The organism is Janthinobacterium kumbetense, assembly GCF_023703445.1.
Taxonomy (GTDB): domain Bacteria; phylum Pseudomonadota; class Gammaproteobacteria; order Burkholderiales; family Burkholderiaceae_D; genus Janthinobacterium; species Janthinobacterium kumbetense.
The window spans coordinates 138,147-157,708 of record NZ_JAMQGR010000002.1; the positions used below are offsets into that span (position 1 = coordinate 138,147).

The 19,562-nt window shown below is 64.8% G+C and carries 20 protein-coding genes; 7 read left to right on the forward strand and 13 right to left on the reverse strand.

Features of this window, described 5'->3' with window-relative positions:
- Window positions 1–26: 26 nt before the first annotated feature.
- Entirely contained in the window at window positions 27–1,502 is a 1,476-nt protein-coding gene (gene pdxR / locus NCG91_RS07980) for a MocR-like pyridoxine biosynthesis transcription factor PdxR (RefSeq protein WP_251349316.1), read from the reverse strand.
- A 108-nt stretch (window positions 1,503–1,610) separates the two neighbouring features.
- On the opposite strand from pdxR, the gene NCG91_RS07985 reads away from it, so the two are divergent.
- The gene (locus NCG91_RS07985; RefSeq protein WP_251349317.1) at window positions 1,611–2,072 is read left to right on the forward strand and encodes an OsmC family protein; all 462 of its coding nucleotides are present in this window, start codon (window positions 1,611–1,613) and stop codon (window positions 2,070–2,072) included.
- Complete coding sequence (locus NCG91_RS07990; protein WP_251349318.1) at window positions 2,073–2,726, forward strand: FMN-binding negative transcriptional regulator; 654 nt, start codon at window positions 2,073–2,075, stop codon at window positions 2,724–2,726.
- A gap of 125 nt (window positions 2,727–2,851) precedes the next feature.
- Here NCG91_RS07990 and NCG91_RS07995 read toward each other — a convergent pair whose 3' ends face one another.
- The 3 genes from NCG91_RS07995 to NCG91_RS08005 form a co-directional block, all read right to left on the reverse strand.
- Window positions 2,852–3,805: an AEC family transporter gene (locus NCG91_RS07995; protein WP_251349319.1), complete on the reverse strand. Its 954-nt coding sequence runs from the start codon at window positions 3,803–3,805 to the stop codon at window positions 2,852–2,854.
- 99 nt (window positions 3,806–3,904) lie between these two features.
- Entirely contained in the window at window positions 3,905–4,342 is a 438-nt protein-coding gene (locus NCG91_RS08000; RefSeq protein WP_251349320.1) for a CHRD domain-containing protein, read from the reverse strand.
- Between the two features lie 166 nt (window positions 4,343–4,508).
- Complete coding sequence (locus NCG91_RS08005; RefSeq protein WP_034753667.1) at window positions 4,509–5,066, reverse strand: winged helix-turn-helix transcriptional regulator; 558 nt, start codon at window positions 5,064–5,066, stop codon at window positions 4,509–4,511.
- Between the two features lie 254 nt (window positions 5,067–5,320).
- Here NCG91_RS08005 and NCG91_RS08010 point away from each other — a divergent pair, with 254 nt between their 5' ends.
- Window positions 5,321–5,557, forward strand: a complete 237-nt coding sequence (locus tag NCG91_RS08010) for a hypothetical protein (RefSeq protein WP_251349321.1) — start codon at window positions 5,321–5,323, stop codon at window positions 5,555–5,557.
- On the opposite strand, the gene NCG91_RS08015 is transcribed toward NCG91_RS08010, so the two are convergent.
- From NCG91_RS08015 to NCG91_RS08030, 4 genes are read right to left on the reverse strand one after another with little or no spacing between them, the layout of a single operon-like run.
- Window positions 5,554–6,561 carry a Csu type fimbrial protein gene (locus NCG91_RS08015; protein WP_251349322.1) on the reverse strand — a complete coding sequence of 336 codons (1,008 nt, stop codon included), beginning with the start codon at window positions 6,559–6,561 and terminating at the stop codon, window positions 5,554–5,556. The genes NCG91_RS08010 and NCG91_RS08015 overlap by 4 nt on opposite strands.
- A complete protein-coding gene (locus NCG91_RS08020) occupies window positions 6,561–8,909 on the reverse strand; it encodes a fimbria/pilus outer membrane usher protein (RefSeq protein WP_251349323.1) in 2,349 nt (782 codons plus the stop codon). The genes NCG91_RS08015 and NCG91_RS08020 overlap by 1 nt, the downstream gene beginning before the upstream one ends.
- A 57-nt stretch (window positions 8,910–8,966) precedes the next feature.
- Window positions 8,967–9,695, reverse strand: a complete 729-nt coding sequence (locus tag NCG91_RS08025; RefSeq protein ID WP_251349324.1) for a fimbrial biogenesis chaperone — start codon at window positions 9,693–9,695, stop codon at window positions 8,967–8,969.
- Between the two features lie 12 nt (window positions 9,696–9,707).
- Window positions 9,708–10,238 carry a Csu type fimbrial protein gene (locus NCG91_RS08030; RefSeq protein ID WP_077399020.1) on the reverse strand — a complete coding sequence of 177 codons (531 nt, stop codon included), beginning with the start codon at window positions 10,236–10,238 and terminating at the stop codon, window positions 9,708–9,710.
- A gap of 349 nt (window positions 10,239–10,587) precedes the next feature.
- Between NCG91_RS08030 and NCG91_RS08035 the strand changes: the two genes are divergently transcribed.
- A complete protein-coding gene (locus tag NCG91_RS08035; RefSeq protein WP_251349325.1) occupies window positions 10,588–11,391 on the forward strand; it encodes a response regulator transcription factor in 804 nt (267 codons plus the stop codon).
- On the opposite strand, the gene NCG91_RS08040 is transcribed toward NCG91_RS08035, so the two are convergent.
- Both NCG91_RS08040 and pnuC read right to left on the reverse strand, forming a co-directional pair.
- Complete coding sequence (locus tag NCG91_RS08040; RefSeq protein ID WP_251349326.1) at window positions 11,388–13,955, reverse strand: TonB-dependent receptor; 2,568 nt, start codon at window positions 13,953–13,955, stop codon at window positions 11,388–11,390. The two genes, NCG91_RS08035 and NCG91_RS08040, sit on opposite strands and share 4 nt — an antisense overlap.
- A 332-nt stretch (window positions 13,956–14,287) precedes the next feature.
- The gene (pnuC, locus tag NCG91_RS08045; protein ID WP_099665658.1) at window positions 14,288–14,878 is read right to left on the reverse strand and encodes a nicotinamide riboside transporter PnuC; all 591 of its coding nucleotides are present in this window, start codon (window positions 14,876–14,878) and stop codon (window positions 14,288–14,290) included.
- Window positions 14,879–15,130: 252 nt separating this feature from the next.
- Between pnuC and NCG91_RS08050 the strand changes: the two genes are divergently transcribed.
- Window positions 15,131–15,862: a substrate-binding periplasmic protein gene (locus tag NCG91_RS08050; protein WP_251349327.1), complete on the forward strand. Its 732-nt coding sequence runs from the start codon at window positions 15,131–15,133 to the stop codon at window positions 15,860–15,862.
- A 6-nt stretch (window positions 15,863–15,868) separates the two neighbouring features.
- Here NCG91_RS08050 and NCG91_RS08055 read toward each other — a convergent pair whose 3' ends face one another.
- Window positions 15,869–16,570: an isochorismatase family protein gene (locus NCG91_RS08055; RefSeq protein ID WP_251349328.1), complete on the reverse strand. Its 702-nt coding sequence runs from the start codon at window positions 16,568–16,570 to the stop codon at window positions 15,869–15,871.
- Window positions 16,571–16,628: 58 nt separating this feature from the next.
- A complete protein-coding gene (locus tag NCG91_RS08060) occupies window positions 16,629–17,495 on the reverse strand; it encodes a pirin family protein (protein WP_251349329.1) in 867 nt (288 codons plus the stop codon).
- Window positions 17,496–17,614: 119 nt separating this feature from the next.
- Here NCG91_RS08060 and NCG91_RS08065 point away from each other — a divergent pair, with 119 nt between their 5' ends.
- Both NCG91_RS08065 and NCG91_RS08070 read left to right on the forward strand, forming a co-directional pair.
- A complete protein-coding gene (locus NCG91_RS08065) occupies window positions 17,615–18,520 on the forward strand; it encodes a LysR family transcriptional regulator (RefSeq protein WP_251349330.1) in 906 nt (301 codons plus the stop codon).
- Window positions 18,521–18,566: 46 nt separating this feature from the next.
- Window positions 18,567–19,370 carry a metallophosphoesterase family protein gene (locus tag NCG91_RS08070; protein WP_251349331.1) on the forward strand — a complete coding sequence of 268 codons (804 nt, stop codon included), beginning with the start codon at window positions 18,567–18,569 and terminating at the stop codon, window positions 19,368–19,370.
- On the opposite strand, the gene NCG91_RS08075 is transcribed toward NCG91_RS08070, so the two are convergent.
- On the reverse strand, window positions 19,367–19,540 hold the full coding sequence (locus tag NCG91_RS08075) for a hypothetical protein (RefSeq protein WP_251349332.1): 174 nt from the start codon (window positions 19,538–19,540) through the stop codon (window positions 19,367–19,369). The two genes, NCG91_RS08070 and NCG91_RS08075, sit on opposite strands and share 4 nt — an antisense overlap.
- Window positions 19,541–19,562 lie beyond the last annotated feature (22 nt).

Below are 19,562 nucleotides of genomic sequence, written 5' to 3' on the forward strand. Positions count from 1 at the left end.
CATGTGCAGGCAAGTCTCAGTATAGTTTATCGGCCGCGCAGGAGGCGCCCCAGTTCCTGCAAGCCGTGCGCCATCTCGGCCGGGGGAATCGCCGCAAAGCCCAGCAGCAGCCCGGGCGGCGTGGCGCAGGCGGCGCCGGCGTCAGGGTCGGCATAGTGGCCCAGCGGGCGCAATTCGATGCCGCGCGCCAGGCCCGCGTGCGACACCGCTTCCTCGTCATGGCTGCCGCGGAAATACGCGCACAGTTCCAGGCCGCTGTCGGTCGGGCCACAGGCGAGCTGGTCGTCGAGTTCGCGCGCCAGGCCACGCACCAGCAGGTCGCGTCGCTCGGCATTGCTGTCGCGCGTGCGGCGGATATGCCGGCCAAAGTGGCCCTCGGCGATGAAGTCGGCCAGCGCCATCTGCGGCACGATGGCCGTGTGGCGGTCCATCACGGCCTTGGCCTGCACCAGCGATTCGGCCAGTGCGGGCGGCGCCACCATGTAGCCCAGGCGCAGGCCCGGAAACAGCACTTTCGACAAGGTGCCCACGTACACCACGCAACCGGCCCGGTCCAGGCTTTGCAGCGAGGCCAGCGGCGCGCCCGTGTAGCGGTATTCGCTGTCGTAATCGTCTTCCACCAGCCAGGCTTTGTTTTGCGCGGCCCAGGCCAGCAAGGCCAGGCGGCGGGGCAAGCTCATGCTCACGCCCAGCGGCATCTGGTGCGATGGCGTCACGTATGCCAGCTTCGCCTGCGGGCAATGCGCCACGCCATACGCCACGTCCAGCCCCTGCGCATCGACGGGCACGGGAAAGACGCGCGCGCCGGCCGCGCGCAGCGGGCCGCTGGCGCCCCGGTAGCCGGGCGACTCCATCCAGGCCGCGTCACCGGGCGCCAGCAGGATGGTCGACAGCAGGAACAGCGCCTGCTGCGAGCCGGAGGTGATGACGATCTGCTGCGGCGTGCACTGGACGCCGCGCGACGCCTTCAGGTACACGCACAGCAGTTCGCGCAGCGGCAGGTAGCCGGCCGGGTCGCTGTAGCCGAAATGGTGGTCGGGCCGGCGCCAGCGCCGCGCTTCCAGCCGGTTCCACACGTCGAACGGAAAATGGTCGATGCGCGGCATGCCGACGCGAAAGGCGCGCAGCGGCCCCCGGTGGAAAGCCACCTGGCGCATGGCCACCACCACGCCCTGCCCGCGCGCCGACAGCGGCCGCAGCAAGCCCTGCGCCGCGGCAGGGACGGGCAGCGGAACGTCGCGGCTGACAAACGTGCCGCGCCCCACGGCGCCATCGAGATAGCCTTCGGCCGCCAGCTGCGCATACGCATTGAGCACCGTCTGGCGCGACACGGCCAGCAGGCGGCAAAAGTCGCGCGTGGGCGGCAGCTGCATGCCGGGACTCATGCGGCCATCGAGGATGGCGGCCTTGATGGCCGCATACAGCTGGCGAAACAGCGGCTCGCTGGCGCCGCGCTGCAGCGGCAAGGCGGCGATGACCTGGTGCAGGTGGGAAACTGGCATGGTGGCATTCTTGAATTGGTAGCTTCAAGATAGCACTTATTGGCTGTTTTAAATAGCCAAGACTGGCGCTAAGATGGTGCATCCCCCTTCTACTCTTGCGGAGCACCCATGCATCAGTTTTTCGCCACCGTGGCCTGGCAGCGCGACGGCCAGGATTTCGCCGGCCAGCGCTACAGCCGCGGCCATGAATGGCAGTTCGACGGCGGCCTGACGGTACCCGCCTCATCCTCTCCCCTGTCCGTGCCGCTACCCATGTCGGTGGCGGCCAACGTCGATCCGGAAGAAGCGCTGGTGGCCGCCACGTCGAGTTGCCACATGCTGTTCTTCCTGTCGCTGGCGGCGCAACGCGGCTACGTCATCGACGACTACCGCGACGACGCCGTCGGCGAACTGGGCAAGAATGCCGCCGGGCGCCTGGCCATGACGCGCATCGTGCTGCGTCCGCGCATCGTCTTCGCGGGAACGCCGCCCTCGCCCGAGGCGCTGGCCGCGCTGCACCACGACGCGCACGAGCGCTGCTACATCGCCAATTCACTGACGGCCGACGTGGTCGTGGAAGGAGCGCACTAGATGTACACGCCCGCCACCTTCCGCGAAGAGCGCCTCGATGTGCTGCATGGCCTGGTCCAGGCGCATCCGCTGGGCGCGCTGGTGCGCCATGGCGCCGATGGCCTGTGCGCCGACCACCTGCCGTTCGAGATCGCCGCGCCCACGCTTGATGCACCATTCGGCATCCTGCGCGCCCACGTGGCGCGCGCCAACCCGCTGTGGCGCGCGGCCGGCGGGAGCGATGACTGCATGGTGATCTTCCAGGGGCCGCACGCCTACATCACGCCCGCCTGGTATGCGGAAAAGCAGCGCAGCGGCAAGGAGGTCCCCACTTTCAATTACGCGGTCGTGCACGCGCACGGCCCCTTGCGCGCCATCGACGACGCGGCGTGGCTGCTGGCATTGGTGGAGCGCCTGACGGCGCGCCATGAGGCAGATCAAGCCGCGCCTTGGAAAGTGGGCGATGCGCCGGCCGGCTACATCGAGAAACTCTTGAAAGCCATCGTCGGCATCGAGATTCCCCTCACGCGCATCACGGGCAAATGGAAGCTGGGGCAGAACCGCAGCATGCAGGACCAGGCCAGCATGGCGCATGGCCTGGCGCTGGACACGCAAGCCGGCGCGGCGCAGGCCCTGGGCGCGCTGATCGCCGCCAACGTCAAGTCAGCCAGCTGACGGCCGCCGAAAACGTCAAAAACGACAGCGCCGTCGACACCAGAATGATGCGGGCGATGTGCGCTGCGCAGTGCTCACGATGATGCGCAAGGCGCGAGGCGCGGCCCGGGACAACGCGTCCACCCTCACGCCAGCCAGCTGACAGCCGCCGAAAACGTCAAAAACGACAGCGCCGTCGACACGAGGATGATGCGGGCGATGCGCGCAGTATTCGCGCCGAAACGTTCCGACAGCAGCGAGACGTTGCTGGCGCTGGGCAGGCAAGCCACCAGCACCATGCAGGTCAGCGCAAACGGATCGAGCGGCGCGCCCAGCGCGATGGCCGCGTGGCCGATGCCCCACACCAGCAGCGGATGCAGCAGCAGTTTTTTCAGCGCCACGGGCACGTACTCTTTCATCGGCGCCGGGTCGGCCGTGCTCATTTGCGAACGGGCCAGCACGGCGCCGATGGTAAACAGGGCGACGGGCGAGGCGGCGTCGGCCAGCAGGCCCACCGTCTGCATCAAAGGCTTGGGCAAGGCCAGTTCCAGCCACGACGTCAGGGCGCCCAGCACGATGGCCCACGGCATCGGATTGCCCACCATGCCCTTCAAGGCATTCATGACGGCCGCGCGGCTGCCATGCGCGCCGCCGCTGCCGATGCGCGACAGGGCGATGCACAGCGAGCTGGTAATGAGCATGTCGACGACGATGGTGACGATGACGGGGCCCGAGGAGCGGGGACCGAGCAAGGTCAATAGCAGGGGCACGCCCATGAAACCCGTATTCGGGAAAGCCGCCACCAGCGCACCGAAGGCGGCGTTGTTCCAGTCGATGCGGTGGCTCAGGGTCGTGGCCGTGGTGACGCCCACCATGATCAGGGCGCACAGCAGGTAGACGCCGAACACGCTGGCATCGAGCAGCTGCGCGATGGGCGTGGCGGCGCCAAAGCGGTACAGCATGCAGGGCAGCGCGAAGTACAGGACAAAACTGTTCAAGCCGCCGATGGCGGCCAGCGGCAGCAGCTTGCGCCGCACGGCCAGGTAGCCGCACAACACCAGGGCGAAGAAGGGAAAGGTGATGGCGAGGATGGTCAGCATGGAGCGCCATTGTAGCGCGCTGCACTGGCCGGCCGCCTGGCGCAAAAAAAGGCCGCTCGCGCGGCCCAAGGAGGTTTTCGGAAAAACGCAGGCGGCCGGCTAGGGTTTGAGCTGGGCGCGGATCTCGCCGGCCGGATAGGCGGCGCTGTGCACGTTCACGTACAGGTTGCCGGCCTGGTAGCTCGCATACTGGGGCGGCGTGAGCATGGTGCCGGCCGGCACGGCAAACATGCCTTCGGCGGTTTTCACCAGCGGCACGATGACGGGGCCGTTGGCGCCGGCGGGCGCTTCATGGATGTGCGCGACGGTGGCCACCATGCCCGTGTAGCGCACGCCGCCGCTGACGCCGCGGTCTTGGGCGACGCGGATATTGCTGCTGCCGCTGGCCGTGCTGGTATTGGCCGGCACTTCCTGCGCGCCCGTCAAGGTGACGTCATGGCCGCCTGGGTGATGCGGACCGTGGGAACAGGCGCCCAGCAAGGCGGCCAGCGCCAGCACGCTGGCGGCGCGGTGTACGTGTTGTTGCAGTGTGCTCATCGCAATACTCCCTCAACGGACATCGGATCACGGATGGCGCCCTGCCCTGCCTGTACAGCCGAGCCGGGCATACGCCGCACTTGAGTTGCATAGTGCGACAGTAACACCATGCCGCCGTGTCCGCTTTGCTGTACGCCAAACTTGCTGCTCGCCTGCCAGCGCGCATTCAGGCCAGGTGGCCTTCCGCCACCCAGCCGCGGTTGGCGGCCGGCGCCTTCGGCTTGGGCGCGATGCCGCTGCTTTTTTCCGCATCGAGGATGATGCTGCGCATGCTGTCGCTGGCGGCAGGCCCTGGCGCGAACGCGTAATACTCGTCGTTGATGGGCAAGCCCGTCGTGGCGTCGACCAGCACCGGGTCGGCGGCCAGGCCCGTGTCGCGGCTGGCGATGACGAGGCTGGCGCCTTCGGGCGCGAAGTTTTCATTACCCCAGGCAATAAACGCCAGCAAGACAGGCTTGAAGGCGCGCCCGGACTTGGTCAGCACATAGTCGTAGCGGGGCGGCTTGGCGCAATACAGGCGACGCGTCATCAAGCCCCCTTCCACCAGGTCGGCCAGGCGGCGCGTCAGGATGGTGGGCGCAATCTTGAGGCTTTTTTCAAATTCGTCGAAACGCGTCTTGCCGTAAAACGCTTCGCGCAGGATGAGGATGCTCCACCATTCGCCCACCTTGCCCAGGCTGCGTGCGATCGGGCAAGGCAAATTATTAAAGTTGGTATGTTTCATGACCATCTCCTCACGTTGATTCAACACAACAATCGAAAAAGTATTTCAGTTGCAATACGGAAACTTAGTTACTATCATCTTGAAAGCTACGCTCACCCCATGATGGCGGCCTGAAAATACGCACAAACTCACACTTTTCTTGTTCCAGTACAATCATGGCTCGTTCTGTCCCCCTCAACCCGGTACGAAAAATGGTGTCAGCCTTGCCATGCGGCATCGCTGACCACGCCCGTTTTTCGCCAGATGTATCCAAGATGACTCCTTTGAAGCTTGCCGTACTGCCAGCCCTGTTTGCCCTTGCCGTTTGCCAGACCACCACCGCCGGTACCGTCTCCTCCGCATCGTTCCAGGCCACCTTCGTCGTCCACGATGCGTGCACCATCGTCTCGCAGCGCGGCAGCGCCCAGGTGCGCTGCCAGCACAACACGCCCTATTTTCTGCACCAGCAGGCAACGCCAGCGGGCGCCGACCTCGTCACCGTCACGTTCTAGAAATAAATCGTTGCCGTCACCGTGTCCTTGTAATCGCCAGGGCGCGGCGACACCTGCGCCGGCACGCGGCCATAGATCGTCAGCGGCACGCTGGCGCCCGTTCCCGTCCCCGTCACCATGCTCGTGCCCGCCGTGCCATCACCCCATGGCGCACCATCGAGGGTGGCGGACAGCAAATAGCTGACCTTGTCCGTCGTCACCGTGTTCTTCATTTGCCGGTTGGCCACATTGGCCGCCACGCTGCCGCCGTTCAGGGCAATCTGATAGGCATTGTTATTGACGCAGCGCACCGACAAGGTGCTGGTACTGCGCAGGTTACCCGTCAGGATGGAGGCGTTAGCAAACGCCATCGGCGTGGCCGTGATGGTGCAATCGTTGACGGCCGTGGCATTCACCGTGAAACCGAAGCTGCCGCTGCTGGCCGTGCACCCCTGCAGGTTGACGAGGCCATACGTGGTGTAGGTGTAGGTGCCGACGCCGGCAAAGCTCGACGTATAGACGGTATTGGCGTTGGCGACCGTGGGCACGGCGGCCAGGGCGGTGCCGGCAGGAATCTTCGCGTACACGGTAAAGGTGGTGGAATACGTGCCGGGCGGCGCCAGCAAGCCAGCCGACAGGATCATGCCGAAGGTCGACGGCGCGCCCGGCACGCCGGCGCCGCCCCAGATCTTCGCCGTCGCATACGAATTGTCCACGTACACGTTGTACTCCATGCGGTTGCTGCCATTGCCCAGCTTGCGCGGCAGGGCCGACGTGGAATTCGTGCCCAGCCCCAGCGAAATGCACACTTGCGCATTGGGCGTGAGCAACTGCCCCAGGTTCAGCGACGAAAACAGGCAGCTGAAGGTCCCCGTGGCCTGCGCCACGTAATCGGTGCCGGAAATCGGGCTGACGGTGCCGAAATCGATATTCGTCACGCTGACCGTGCAGGTGTCGGCCGCCTGCGCCACGCCGCCCCAGGCGCAGCCCAGCAGCAGGGTCAGCCATAGCAGCAGGCGGCGCATCAGCGGCCTGCCCCGGCGCTGGCAGCGGCGCAGCGCAACGGCCCGATCACGGGCAAGCCGCCCGCGGCCGGACGTACATAGGCAAAACGCAGCGTGCATGCGCTGTCGCCTTCGCCGACTTGCAACTCGTTTTGTTCGAGCAGGTCGTCGACGAAAACGATGCCGTCGAATCCCACCACCGTCTGCTTGCCGCTTTGCACGTGCAACACGGGCAAGCCCGTGGCCAGCGCCTTGCCCTGCGCATCCTGGACGATGACGGTGGCCGCGCTGTAGCGCTCGATGGGAAAGGCCGCCAGCACGCCCGCCAGGTATTGCGGCACGACATTGATATTGCTCACGGGCACCCGCGCATCAACATCAAGCTCATCCGTGGCGATGCTGACCTGGTTATTGCCATAGGGATTCAAATTCGGCACCAGCAGATAACCGCCCCTGCCCGTCACGCCGATCTGGCGGTTTTCATGCAGCACAGGAATATTACCCACGCCGCCCGTGGAGACCAGCGCAAAACCGTTGCCCACCTGGCGCGCCGCCTCGATATGGCCATCCATCAGCACCAGCGCGCCAGCCGCGCCCAGCGAAGAGGCACTACCCATGCTGCTGCTTTGCGTGCGCGCGCTCACGCGGCCGTCATTGCCCAGGTATTCCACTTGCGCCTGCCGGTAGGCATTGCTGCCCGCCGTGCCAGCCTGCACGCTCCAGCCGAAGCCGCCGCCAAAGTCCGCCGCGCGCTGCGCACTGACGCTGCGGCCGCTCTCGCCGTTTTGCCGGCTGCTGTTCACGCTGAGGGCCAGATTGTTGTCGAAAGCCATGCTCAAGCCAAAGTAAAAGCCCCGCTTCTCGCGTTGCCGCAAGTCCTGGAACAGGCTGGCGTTGAAGAACAGGCCATGAAACAGGGTGGCCGAATAGCCCACGGTGGCCAGTTTCGATGGCGGCGCGCCAGGCGTGCGGTAACTGATATAGCTGCTGCTGATACTGCTTCCTGCAGGCAATGGCAGGCTGACGGTGAGGCGGTCGGCCGCGCGCACCACGGGGCTGCCATCGCGCGAGGCCAGGTCGCCAAAGCCGGCGCTGGCGCGCACGCTTTGCACATCGACGCTGAAGCGCGGCCCCATGTATTGATAGCCGGCACCCAGCTGCGCACCACGGCTGCGGCCGGCGCTGGCCGACAGCGAGCCGCTCAGCACGCCCGCCTGGCCCAGCCGCACCAGCGCACCCGCCCCCGCCTGATACAGGCCGGCGGCCAGTTCCGCATGGCCTTCAAGGGTGAAGCTGTCGCTGACGCCGTGGCGGCCGGAAGCGCTGGCAACCAGTTGCCGTTCATAGCCGAACAGGCGGCGGCCATAGTCGCGCCGCACGGCGCCCGCCTCGACCGAGTAATCGCTCAAGCCGCTGGCCAGCATGCGCGTATCGACATACAGGGGCAGCACGGTCGTCACGCTGCGCCCCAGCGCATCGCGGGTGATAATGGTGGCTTGCCCTGCGCCATTGATGCCGGCCACCTGGTTCAGCACGAATGGCCCGCTGGGCACGCTGGCAGCATATTGCTGCACGCCATTGACATACAGGCTCAGCGACGAAGGCACGAGCGCCGTGCCATCGACGGAAGCAACGGGAAAGGTCAGCAAGTCGGGGCGCAGCTGGAAATTCTTGCGCCACTGCACGCCGCCGACGCGCACGGCGCGGCTCCAGCTCAGCGACGAAGAAATCAGGTCGCCCACTTGCCACGTTTGCAAGGTGTCGGGGTCGGCGTGGCTCCAGAAGGTGTCAAAGCGCATGTACTTGCGCTGGTCCGACCCCAGGTTCACCGTGCCGGTATTGCTGAAGACGCCGCTGTCATTGAAGTAGCGCAAGTCGTTGAAGATGGCGGCGCGCCGCGTCCGGCCCAGTTCCGCATAGGCTTCGTAATTGAGGACGGCACCGGGCGTGACCGTCGATGGCGGCGTCTGCGCCGCCGTGCGCGCGCTGATGCGGTAAGGCGAGCGCAAGTCGTCCACCACCCGCAGCGACACGCTCTGGCGCGCCGCATCATATTCATAGCTGAGTCCGGGAATCGCGTCGAGCGCCACCTCGGTCTGACCGGGTGCGACCAGGCGCGCGGGGTCCAGCCCCAGCTGCTGCAAGTTCGCCACACTGCTGCGCAAGCCTTTGCCCACCTGGGTAAAGCGCAAGATCAGCCCGGTTGACTCAGCATTCACAGTGACCTCCAGATACAGTTCATTCGGCGCCGCCGGATCGCTGGGCAAGCTGGCGGGACCCGGATCGGCGCCCGTCAGGCCCGCCGCGCCATCGGCCCTGGCCAGCGGCGCCATGACCAGCAACAGCCACGCTGCCAGTGCGCGTTTCATGGTGTGGCCGCTTGCGCCCGGGGCGCGCAGCAAGCCGCCCCGTCATGGCAGCCATGTTCAAGGTGTCGAAGTCTTGGCAATGAGTGCCTTGGCATTCACATTTACCGCAATACTCAACGGCCCATCCAGTTCGGCCTCCCTGGCAACGGGCAGGCGCCAGACGCGCATGCGTGCCGCCAGGACATAACCAAACAGCCCCTTGCTGATGACAAACTCCTTGCCCGCCGGGTTCGTCAACGTCATCGCACCGATCTGCGCATGGAAATTGCCGCTGTTCTTGATGCGCAACATCCACTCGCCCTGTTCGCGGAAAACTTGCCAGTCGAGCACTTCCTTCCCCGGCGCACCGGCCGGCAGCACGAACACGGGCACCGAATAGCGCAGGCGGATATCGACGCCGCTGCGGCCCGCCTCATCCTCGCGGCTGACTTCATCGATGAGCACGCGATACGTCTTTTCCTGCGCGACAGGGCCAGCCTGGGCACGCACGAGGCGGATGGTCTGCCGGCTGTTGGCGGCGATTTCGACGATCGGCGGACTGGCCACCAGTTCCTGCGTCGGCGCCAGCGTTTCCTCGCCATCGCGCTGATCCCAGACGAATACCCGCACTTGCCCGTAGATGGGCTGGTCGCCGAGGTTTTGCAGGGTGAGGCCGGCCGCATTCTGCGCCGCGCGCAAATTGAGCGTCACCGGCGAAATCTGCAGGCTGGCACCGTGCGCGCCCGCGGCGCAGCAAGCCAGCAGCGCCAGCACGCCTTTCATCAGGGAAACAACACCGGCCTTCACGCAGCGCCTGGCTTAAAAGTAAACGGTGGCCGTGATGGTCGACTTGTAGGTGTCGGGCGCCGGTGTCGCCTGCGGCGGAATATTGCCGTACACCGTGATCGGCTGCGAGGAGCCGTTGCCCGTGCCGCCGACGGTATTCGTGCCCTGGGTATCGCCCCACAAGGTGCTGCCGGCCGTCTGGTACAGATTGAATTGCACCGTCCCCAGGTTGCCGCCGGTACCGCTCAGGTAGCGCGTCGTGCCGGTCGAGCCGGTGCCCGTTCCCGCCGTCAAGCCCACGTTATACAGCGTGGTATTGGTGCAGGTGACATTCACGGTCGTATTGACGTTCACGGCAGTAGCCAGTACACCCTGACTTTGGCCAAAGTCGAGATTGGCCGCCGCGATGGTGCAATTGGCGATGATTTTCAGGGTGACGTCGAAGGTGGTATTGGCGCTGCCATTCAGATACACGGCTGCGTCGGCGCCACGCGGCAAGAGCGCCGTGGCGGCAATAGCCACGCTGGCGGCGACGATAAGACGGGGGAAAATAACTCGCAACATGATACCTCCTGATGATGGAACATCATTAATGAGCCCGCCAATTTGAGGGGCATCGAGGATAGTCACGGTATTGCCGGCGTTTTCTTGGGCACGCAAACCAGGACGACAAAATACAGGTGCCGGGAGTCAGGAACCCGGGGACTCCGGCACTTTTTGCAGCATTGGCAAAACAGATTTTTTGGCAATCGACATTGCTTAAAATCAATGCACGAATGAATTATTGGCGATCTGGGAAATCCGCGCTTCTTCTGGCGGAGAAACATCTTTTGAAACACGAGAAAAGCAGAAAAAAAAGAAAAAGCGAGGCATAATAAGCCACAACTTGCTATTTGGTTAAGTCATCCATGCCATGCCATTGACCAGCGAAACCATCAAAAAGAACATCTTGCTCGTGGACGATTCCGCGTTCGAGCAGCGCATGCTGATGGAGCTGCTCAGCGAGCAGCCCTATCGTTTCAGCATCGCGTTCAACGGCTACCAGGGCTACCAGCTGGCACTAGCCACGCATCCCGACCTGATCCTGCTCGATGTGCGCATGCCCGAGATGGATGGCTACACGGCGTGCCGTTTGCTCAAGGCCAATCCCGAAACGGAACAGATACCCGTGATCTTCCTCAGCGGCGCCGATGCCGCCAAGGAACGCATCATGGGCTTGCAGGTGGGGGGCGTGGACTACATTTCGAAACCGTTCACGCCGGAAGAACTGGCCGCGCGCATCCATATCCACCTGGGATTGATGCGTAAAAGCAACAGTACCCTGCCGGTGACGACGCCGATCAGCGACAAGCTGCAGCATCCCGACCTGGTCTTCGTTAATGCCGTAAAGCAACTTATCCTCGACAACCTGGGCAGCCTGCCCAACCTGTCCGAAATCGCCCGCAGCGTCGGCACTTACCGCGAAAAGCTGACCCTGATGTTCCGCGAGCAGACGGGCATGACGGTCTTCGCCTTCATCCGCGAAGCGCGCATTGCCCGCGGCGTGGAATTGCTGCAGCAGACGGACATCGACGTGCAGGATATCGCCCTGCTGATCGGTTTTCACAACGCGGGCAACTTCGCCACGGCCTTTCGCGAACGCATGGGCGTGCCCCCCAGCGCCTACCGCCAGCGCCTGCAGGAGCAGACGAGCCAGCGGCAGGCGGCGGGCGGCTAGAACTTGTAGTTCAGCTTGAGCGCTGCAACGCGTCCGCGCGGGTCGGCCTGGGTAAAGTCAAAGCCGGTGGAGGCATAGTCCCAGGGCGCGCGCTTGTTGGCCAGGTTTTGCACGATGAAGGTGACGTTCGCCTGTGGCGTCACCTGCCAGCTGCTGGTCGCGTCAAAGGTGTTGAAGGCGGCCACCGATTCATCGAGGTGCGTCTCCTGCGCATAGCTGCCCACATAGTTCCAGGTCAGGGTCGACGACCATTTGCCCTGTTCCCAGGTGGCCGACGTGACGCCGCGCCACTTCGGAATGGAACCGAAGTGATTGGTGCCGGCGCCATTGGTGAGCGGCGCGCCATCGGACAGCGGCTCGGCAAAGCGCAGCACGCGGCTCAGCTGGCCTGCCAGGGTCAGCTTGCCCCAGTCCTTGTCGACAAAGCGCTGGCGCAGGTCGATATCGATGCCCGACACTTCGCGCTGTCCCTGGTTGCGGAACTGGCGGTACAGGGTCGTGATGCGGCCATCGGCACCGCGCGTGATCTGTTGCGGCGCCGTGCCTTCATTCTCGAGGATGGTGGTGGCGCTGGCCGTGCCGATCACGCCATCCTGCTTGATGCGGTAGTAATCGAGGCCGATGCTCGAGCTGCTGGTGGGCGACACCACCACGCCCAGGTTCAGGTTTTTCGAGCGCTCGGGGCGCAGGTTCGGATTGGCGATCGTCATCACCGTCACGCCGCGCGCCTGCGTCGGCGTCAGCGGGTCGCGGGCATCGATCACGCTGGTATAGCTGACGGCCGTGCTGTCGGTGATTTCCGGCAGCGACGGCGCGCGGAAGGCGCGTGAAACGGTGCCGCGCAGCAACAACCATGGCGCCGCCTGGTAGCGCGCGCTGGCTTTCGGCGAAAAAGCATTGCCGAAGTCGCTGTAATGGTCGGCGCGGCCGGCCACGTTGACGGACAGATCCTTCACGACGGGCACGTTGAATTCGGCGAACAGGGCCGACACATTGCGCGAGCCGTTGATGATATTGAGCGCGGGGCGCAGTTCCGTGCCCGACAGCACGGCCGTCGAAGTTTGCGAATCCATCTTTTCGCGGCGCCATTGAGCGCCGGCGGCAAAGCCCAGCGGGCCCGCGGGCAAGGCCCAGATATCCTTGGCCGCCGAGAAGTCGAGCGTGTCGAGCGTCGATTCGGCCGGGCGCAGGGTCGACAGGCGCAGGCGGTTGCGCACCGCTTCGCTGTTTTGCGATTGATCAAAGAAATTGTAGCTGCCTTCGGCCAGCACTTTCTGGAATTCGTAGCGGTTGACGAAGTTCTGTACCGTTTCCTCCAGCTTGCTGCTGGAATGGGCCACGGCCGTATCCCAGTCCCAGCCCGCCCAAGTGCCCTTGGCGCCGGCCAGCGCGCGGTAGAAGGTGACGCGGTCCTGCTTCAGGCGCGGCCCCAGGTCGAACAGGGTGGCCGTGAAGGGCAAGGGCGTCGTGCCCGGATTGTTCGGGTGCCCCACGGGCAGCACCACGGGGATGGTGTCGAGCAGCTTGGTGCTGTTGTTCCACACGCGCGTGGCGTTATTCACGCTCAACGGCGCGCTGAAGGTCTGGTCGGCGCGCGAATAACTGTGCAGCAAGTCGACATAGGCTTCCGTGTCCGCGTTCAGCTTGAGGGTGCCGCGCAGCGACGAGTGGATGCGCTGGATGCCCGGAATCAGCGTTTTATACGGCGCCGGATTGTAGGCCAGCACCTGGCCGCTGCGATCAGGATTGATATCGTTGTACGGCACCAGTTGCAGCGGGCCGCGCACGCCGCCCAGGGTCTGCGTGGGATCGTTGCCCGCGTAATTCGTGACAGCCCAGCCCAGGCTGCCGCGCTGCTGCTGGCGGTAATCGGCATCGCGCAGCCATGCCACGTCGCTTTGCTGCAGCTTGTCGCGCTGCTGCGCGTCGACCGAGAAGACCACGCTGTAGCCATCTTCCTCGAGCTTGCCGAAACCCGTTTGCAACGCCGCGCTCTTTTCATGCTGGCCCGTGCCTTGCGTCGAGCCGCCCCATTGCGCCGTGATGTCCGTGCCCGTGAATTCCTTGTACAGGATGATGTTGACCACGCCGGCCACGGCGTCGGAGCCGTACACGGACGAGGCGCCATCCTTGAGCACTTCGATGCGCTGCACGGCCGCCATCGGCAGGCTGTTCAGGTCGACGAAGGTCTGCTGCAAATCCTGCGCCGTGGCATAGCTGGCCACGCGGCGGCCATTCACGAGGATCAGGGTGTTTTGCTGGCCGATGCCGCGCAGCGACAGGCCCGAAGTGCCGGCCGAGAAACTGCCCGTATATTGTTCGTTGTAGCTGTTGCCGCTGTTGGCGGAGATGGCGCGCAGCACGTCCGACACGCTGGTCTTGCCGCCGGCTTTCAATTCCTTGGCCGTGATGACCTGCACGGCGCTGGCGCCCTCCTTTTCGCTGACGCGGATATTCGATCCGGTGACATTCACGCGCAGCATGTCGTCCTCGGCATGGGCAAGAGTGGTGACAGCGGGAAAGGCGGCGGCGATGGCAAGACTGATGGCGAGTGGTTTGAACATGGTTTCCTCTTATTGGGATTGCAGCCTTTTTCCGATAAAAAAGGCCGAGCAGGGGCACGCGGACCGGGTGGGCCAGCGGGCAAACGACAACGAAATGGATGGAGTGACTTAGGGGATGCGTGGACGGGCACGCATCGGCATCCACTGCGCCATGCATTGCATGGTCAGCTGATGACAGGTAGCGTAAAAACTGGCAGAAGGGGTAGAACGCAACATAAAAGACACCGGTAAGCGGGGAAAGGCCACTATATCCCGGCGTCTTTATCGCGTGAACGAATTAAAAATTGATTGTATATACGATTTGAATCTAAGGACTTGTCGTTTGACAACATTCAAGCATCGGCATGCGCCACTGGCGCCAGCGCCGCCCGGCGCGCCTGCACGCTCCACCAGTACCAGGAAACCACGGCATTGACCCAGTAAGCCGCATACAGCACGGCCGTCAGGTGCAGGCCGCGGCTGTAGTACAGCGGCACGGCCACGGTGTTGACCAGCAACCAGAAAGCCCAGGTTTCGATGCGCCGGCTCATCAGCAGGAATTGCGCGATGATGCTAAATACCAACACTGCCGAATCGATGAACGGCGCGTAGGCATTCGTAAAGCGGTGCAGCAGCATGCCGTAGATCACCACGGAGGCGATGCCGGCCGGCACCACCCACGCCAGGCTGCGCCAGCCCGTGCGCGTGATCGGCAACGGCTTGCCGCCGGCGCCACGCCGCCATTGCAGCCAGCCGATGACGCAGGTGACGATGAAAAACAGTTGCAGCATCACGTCGGCATACAGGTTGACCTGGAAAAACAGCACGGCAAACAGCACGCAGCCGACCATGCCGATCCACCAGGAATGAATATTATTGCGTCCGGCCAGGATGATGGAGGCAGTCATCAGTACATTGGCGGCGATCTCGAGCGGGGCAGTCAAGCGGTCTTCCTTTGCGGGGCAGTGGTGGCACCGCGCCACTATAGCCGATTACACTGTACGGTGTTCGCCGCGCCGGAGGCGACTTCCATGGGGGAAAGCGGCAAAAAACGCGCAAACATCGAGGAAATGCGAACCAGGCCCGCCTTCCGCAGCCTCAGCCCTTGACTTCCGCGGCCATTCTGGCAAATTGAATATCAAGTTGAAACTCCTGGAAACCTCCACATGCGCATGCGCCATCTCCTGTTTGCGGCAATGCTCGGCATAACTGCCCTGCCCGCCGTGGCTTGCCGCATGACGATGGCGCTGGAACAGTGGCCGCCATATATCTACCGCGATGCCCGGGGCCGCTTTACGGGCCTGGACTTGGAGTTGCTGCAAGCCATTTTCAAGGAAGCCCGGTGCACCCTCGTCACCTTGCCGGAATTGCCCACCGCGCGGCGCCAGCTGCTGTTCCAGAAAGGGGGGCTGGACCTGATGCTGGCCGCGTCCGAGACGCCGGAACGCCAGTCCTATGCCCGCTTTTCCCTCTCGTACCGCGACGAAGCCGTGGGCCTCTTCAGCAAATCCGGCGCGCCCGCCGGCCACCGCCAGATCGCCAGCTTCGCGCAGCTCATGCGCGGCAACTCGACCTTGCTGGCGCCCAAGGTGGGCTGGTATGGCGCGCAGTACGCGGCGGCCCGGCCGGCGCTGGAAAAGGCCGGCCGCCTGAATGCGTTCGGCAGCTTCCAGCAAGGCGTGCGCATGCTCGATGCGGGCCGCGCCGACCTGCTGCTGGGCGACGTGCTGGCCGTGCGCCACGAAGCGCGCCTGCAGGGCGTTGCCTTGAACACCCTGCCCTTCCTCATCCTGCGCGCCCCCGTGCACCTGATGCTCAATGCGCGCACGACCAGCGCCGACGACCTGGCGCGCCTGAACGCCGCCATCACGCGCCTGGAACAACGCGGCGCGCTGGCGGGGATACGCAGCAGCTACGAAGCGCCGTAGCCGCGGTCAGCCCTTGCTGGCCGCTTCGAGGATTTCCAGCTTCGTTTCGCGGCCGTTCTTTTGCACGCCCTGCGCCTTGTCGTAGCTTTCGATCAGCGCGCGGTACGGCGGCACGATGTGGTCCGTCATGATGGCGGCAAACTCCATCGCGTCGGCGCGGTTCCAGGTGCTCATCACTTCAGCCAGCACGGCATACGTGTCGATCGGCACGGCGCCCGCCTGCGTCACGCGCGCCATGGTGATGTCGGTGGCCATCTTCGACCAATTGCCCGAGGCGTCGATGATGGCAAACACCTTGTAGCCGGCCGCCAGCGCGCTGATGGTGGGGAAAGCCATGCACACGCTGGTGAGCGTGCCGGCGATCAGCAGGGTCTTGCGACCCGTCTTTTCGATGGCTTCGACCCAGGCCGGATTGTCCCAGGCATTGATCTGGCCCGTGCGCGGGATGTAGACGGCTTCCGGGTTGAAATGGTGGATTTCCGGGATCAGGGGGCCGTTCGGACCGTCGGGCACGGAAGCGGTGGTAAACGTCGGCAGTTTGGCCAGGCGCGACAGCTTGGCCAGCGCCGTGACGTGGCCGCGCAGCACGTGCTGCTCGATGTCGCGCACCAGCTGGAACAAGCCGCTCTGGTGGTCGATCAGCAGCATGACGGCGTCGTCGGGATCGATCATCGGCGGCAAACCTTGGAAGTTGGCGGGGGTGCTCATGGTGGTCTCCTCAAAAAACCATGCCGCGGGATGCGGCATGGGTACGGCACAAAGTGACTTACTTCTCGATGCGGGCGAAGCGGCCGCTGTTGAAATCCTCGAACGCCTGCGCGATTTCCGCTTCGCTGTTCATGACGAAGGGGCCATGGCCGACGATGGGTTCATCGATCGGCTCGCCGCTCAGCAGCAGCACCACGGCGTCGTTGTTCGCTTCGATGGTGATGCTGTCGCCATCGCGCTCGAACAGCGCCATCTGCGCTTCGCGCACCACGCTCTCGCCGTTGACCAGCACCGTGCCGTGCAGGACGATCAGCGCCGTGCTCCAGCCTCGGGTCACGGGCAGCTGCGTCAGCTTGCCCTGGGCCAGGCGCAGGTCCCACACCTGCATCGGCGAGAACGTGCGGGCCGGGCCATGCTGGCCGTCGAAGTCGCCGGCGATCACGCGCACGGAACCGGCATCGTCCGGCAGCGCCACGGTGGGAATCGTGTCGCTGGTGATGGCCTGGTAGCCGGGCGCCGTCATCTTGTTTTTCGCTGGCAGGTTCACCCACAGCTGCACCATTTCCAGGGTGCCGCCCGACTGCGTGAAGGCGGGCGAGTGAAATTCTTCATGCAGGATGCCGGCGCCGGCCGTCATCCATTGCACGTCGCCGGGACCGATCACGCCGCCCTGGCCCGTCGAATCGCGGTGCGCCACTTCGCCCTTGTAGACGATGGTCACCGTTTCAAAGCCGCGGTGCGGGTGCGAGCCGACGCCGGGCGGACGGGTGCCGGGCGCAAACTCGGCAGGGCCTGCATAGTCGAGCAGCAGGAATGGGCTCAGCTGCTTGCCATGGCCGTTATACGAAAACATCGAGCGCACGGGAAAACCGTCGCCGACCCAGTGCTGGCGGGGTGCGCTGTAGATACCTGTGACTGTGTTCATCTCGATCTCCTGTTGGGGTTTGCATTACGATGAAGACAGAATACGCTTGCAACGATGCAGGCGGTAGACGGTAAAATATGCCATCAGCGTTCCAAAAATAGAACGATCAAGGAGGCGGCATGCAGGATCTGAATGACTTGTATTACTTTGTGCAGGTGGTCGACCATGGCGGTTTCGCGCCGGCCGGACGCGCGCTGGGCATGCCGAAATCCAAGCTGAGCCGGCGCATCGCCCTGCTGGAAGAGCGCCTCGGCGCGCGCCTGCTGCAGCGCACAACGCGACATTTTTCCGTCACCGACGTGGGCCAGACGTTTTATGAACATTGCAAGGCCATGCTGGTGGAAGCGGAGGCGGCACAGGAAGCCATCGAGCTGACGCGGGCCGCGCCGCGCGGCACGGTGCGCCTGTCCTGCCCCATCGCCCTGCTGCATACGCTGGTGGGTCCCATGCTGGCCGGTTTCATGCGCGCGCATCCGCAGGTGACCCTGCTGCTCGAAGCAAGCAACCGCCGCGTCGACCTGGTGGCCGAAGGCATCGACGTGGCCATCCGCGTGCGCCCGCCGCCGCTGCCCGACAGCGACCTGGTGCTGCGCGTGCTGGCCGAACGCAGCCAGTGCATGGTGGGCAGCCCGCTGCTGTTCGCCGGCACGCCCGCGCCGCAGGCACCAGCCGACCTGGCCGACTGGCCCAGTCTGGCCCTGGGCGTGCCGCAACAGCACTACCAGTGGGATTTGCATGGCCCGGACGGCGCGCGCGCCCAGCTGCGCCACGTGCCGCGCTTCGTCACGGGCGACATGCTGACCCTGCGCGACGCGGCCGTGGCCGGCGTCGGCGTGGTGCAGCTGCCGACCATGATGATCACCGAGCAGGTGGCAGATGGCAGCCTGCTGCCGCTGATGGAGCAGTGGCGGCCGCAGCGCGAAATCATCCACGCCGTGTTCCCGTCGCGGCGCGGCCTGCTGCCGGCCGTGCGCGCGCTGCTCGACTACCTGGCGCACGGCTTCGCCGCGCTGGAGGAAGAGTGAGGGTTTTCAGGTACGATGGCGTACCCTCCCATCGCCTGGATGCCGCATGCGTTTATTGATCCTGTCGGACCTGCACCATGAGCTGTGGCGCGACGAAGCGCCGCAAGGCGACCTTGCGCTCAGCTGTCCCGATGCCGTCATCCTGGCCGGCGACATCGACACGGGCGCCCGCGCCGTCGCCTGGGCCGCCACCGCGTTTGCGGGGCTGCCGGTGCTGTACGTGCATGGCAACCACGAAGGCTATGGCCACCACCTCGACAAGGTGCGCCAGGAGCTGCGCAGCGCCTGCGCCACCACGGACAACGTGCACTTCCTCGACTGCGGCACGCACGTCATCACCGACCAGGCGGGCAACGCCGTGCGCTTCCTGGGCGCCACCCTGTGGACGGATTTCCGCCTGCTGGGCGACGACACGCGCCAGGCGGCCATGCGCGACGCGGAAGCCGTCATGAACGACTACAAGCGCATCCGCCTGGCCAACATGGGCTTTCGCAAGCTGCGCGCAGCCGACACGGCCATGTTCCACGCGCAGCAAAAAGCGTGGCTGGCGCGCGAACTGGCGCAGCCTTTCGGCGGCAGCACCGTCGTCATCAGCCACATGGCGCCGTCGCTGCTCTCGGTCGACGATGCCTACGGCAGCGAAGGCTGTTCGCCCGCCTACGCCTCGCGCCTGGACGAACTGGCCGCGCAGGCGAACCTGTGGGTGCATGGCCACATCCACGCTTCGCGCGATTACCACATCGGCCGCTGCCGCGTCATCTCGAACCCCTGCGGCTACAAGACGCGCAGCGGCACGCCGCAAAATCCCGCTTTTGATCCGAACTACATCGTCGACCTGCCGGCCCGCTAATCGTCAGCTTTGAGGCGGCCCGCCAGCCATTGCTGCAGGCGGTGCTTGCCGGCCCGGCGCGCCGCGCGCGGCGACGCTACCGACTGGTGCACGCCGGCGCCGCCGCGCAGCCTGGCGGCGGCCACCAGCGGATTGCGCGGCTTGGGCGTGGCTTTCACTCTGATTTTCATGGTATTTCCTTTCAATCCGGTC

Excerpts from the sequence above, each read along its gene's own strand:
- pdxR (WP_251349316.1), bottom strand. The coding sequence starts at position 1,502 with ATGCCAGTTTCCCACCTGCACCAGGTCATCGCCGCCTTGCCGCTGCAG.
- NCG91_RS07985 (WP_251349317.1), top strand. The coding sequence starts at position 1,611 with ATGCATCAGTTTTTCGCCACCGTGGCCTGGCAGCGCGACGGCCAGGAT.
- NCG91_RS07990 (WP_251349318.1), top strand. The coding sequence starts at position 2,073 with ATGTACACGCCCGCCACCTTCCGCGAAGAGCGCCTCGATGTGCTGCAT.
- NCG91_RS07995 (WP_251349319.1), bottom strand. The coding sequence starts at position 3,805 with ATGCTGACCATCCTCGCCATCACCTTTCCCTTCTTCGCCCTGGTGTTG.
- NCG91_RS08000 (WP_251349320.1), bottom strand. The coding sequence starts at position 4,342 with ATGAGCACACTGCAACAACACGTACACCGCGCCGCCAGCGTGCTGGCG.
- NCG91_RS08005 (WP_034753667.1), bottom strand. The coding sequence starts at position 5,066 with ATGAAACATACCAACTTTAATAATTTGCCTTGCCCGATCGCACGCAGC.
- NCG91_RS08010 (WP_251349321.1), top strand. The coding sequence starts at position 5,321 with ATGACTCCTTTGAAGCTTGCCGTACTGCCAGCCCTGTTTGCCCTTGCC.
- NCG91_RS08015 (WP_251349322.1), bottom strand. The coding sequence starts at position 6,561 with ATGCGCCGCCTGCTGCTATGGCTGACCCTGCTGCTGGGCTGCGCCTGG.
- NCG91_RS08020 (WP_251349323.1), bottom strand. The coding sequence starts at position 8,909 with ATGAAACGCGCACTGGCAGCGTGGCTGTTGCTGGTCATGGCGCCGCTG.
- NCG91_RS08030 (WP_077399020.1), bottom strand. The coding sequence starts at position 10,238 with ATGTTGCGAGTTATTTTCCCCCGTCTTATCGTCGCCGCCAGCGTGGCT.
- NCG91_RS08035 (WP_251349325.1), top strand. The coding sequence starts at position 10,588 with ATGCCATTGACCAGCGAAACCATCAAAAAGAACATCTTGCTCGTGGAC.
- NCG91_RS08040 (WP_251349326.1), bottom strand. The coding sequence starts at position 13,955 with ATGTTCAAACCACTCGCCATCAGTCTTGCCATCGCCGCCGCCTTTCCC.
- NCG91_RS08050 (WP_251349327.1), top strand. The coding sequence starts at position 15,131 with ATGCTCGGCATAACTGCCCTGCCCGCCGTGGCTTGCCGCATGACGATG.
- NCG91_RS08055 (WP_251349328.1), bottom strand. The coding sequence starts at position 16,570 with ATGAGCACCCCCGCCAACTTCCAAGGTTTGCCGCCGATGATCGATCCC.
- NCG91_RS08060 (WP_251349329.1), bottom strand. The coding sequence starts at position 17,495 with ATGAACACAGTCACAGGTATCTACAGCGCACCCCGCCAGCACTGGGTC.
- NCG91_RS08065 (WP_251349330.1), top strand. The coding sequence starts at position 17,615 with ATGCAGGATCTGAATGACTTGTATTACTTTGTGCAGGTGGTCGACCAT.
- NCG91_RS08070 (WP_251349331.1), top strand. The coding sequence starts at position 18,567 with ATGCGTTTATTGATCCTGTCGGACCTGCACCATGAGCTGTGGCGCGAC.
- NCG91_RS08075 (WP_251349332.1), bottom strand. The coding sequence starts at position 19,540 with ATGAAAATCAGAGTGAAAGCCACGCCCAAGCCGCGCAATCCGCTGGTG.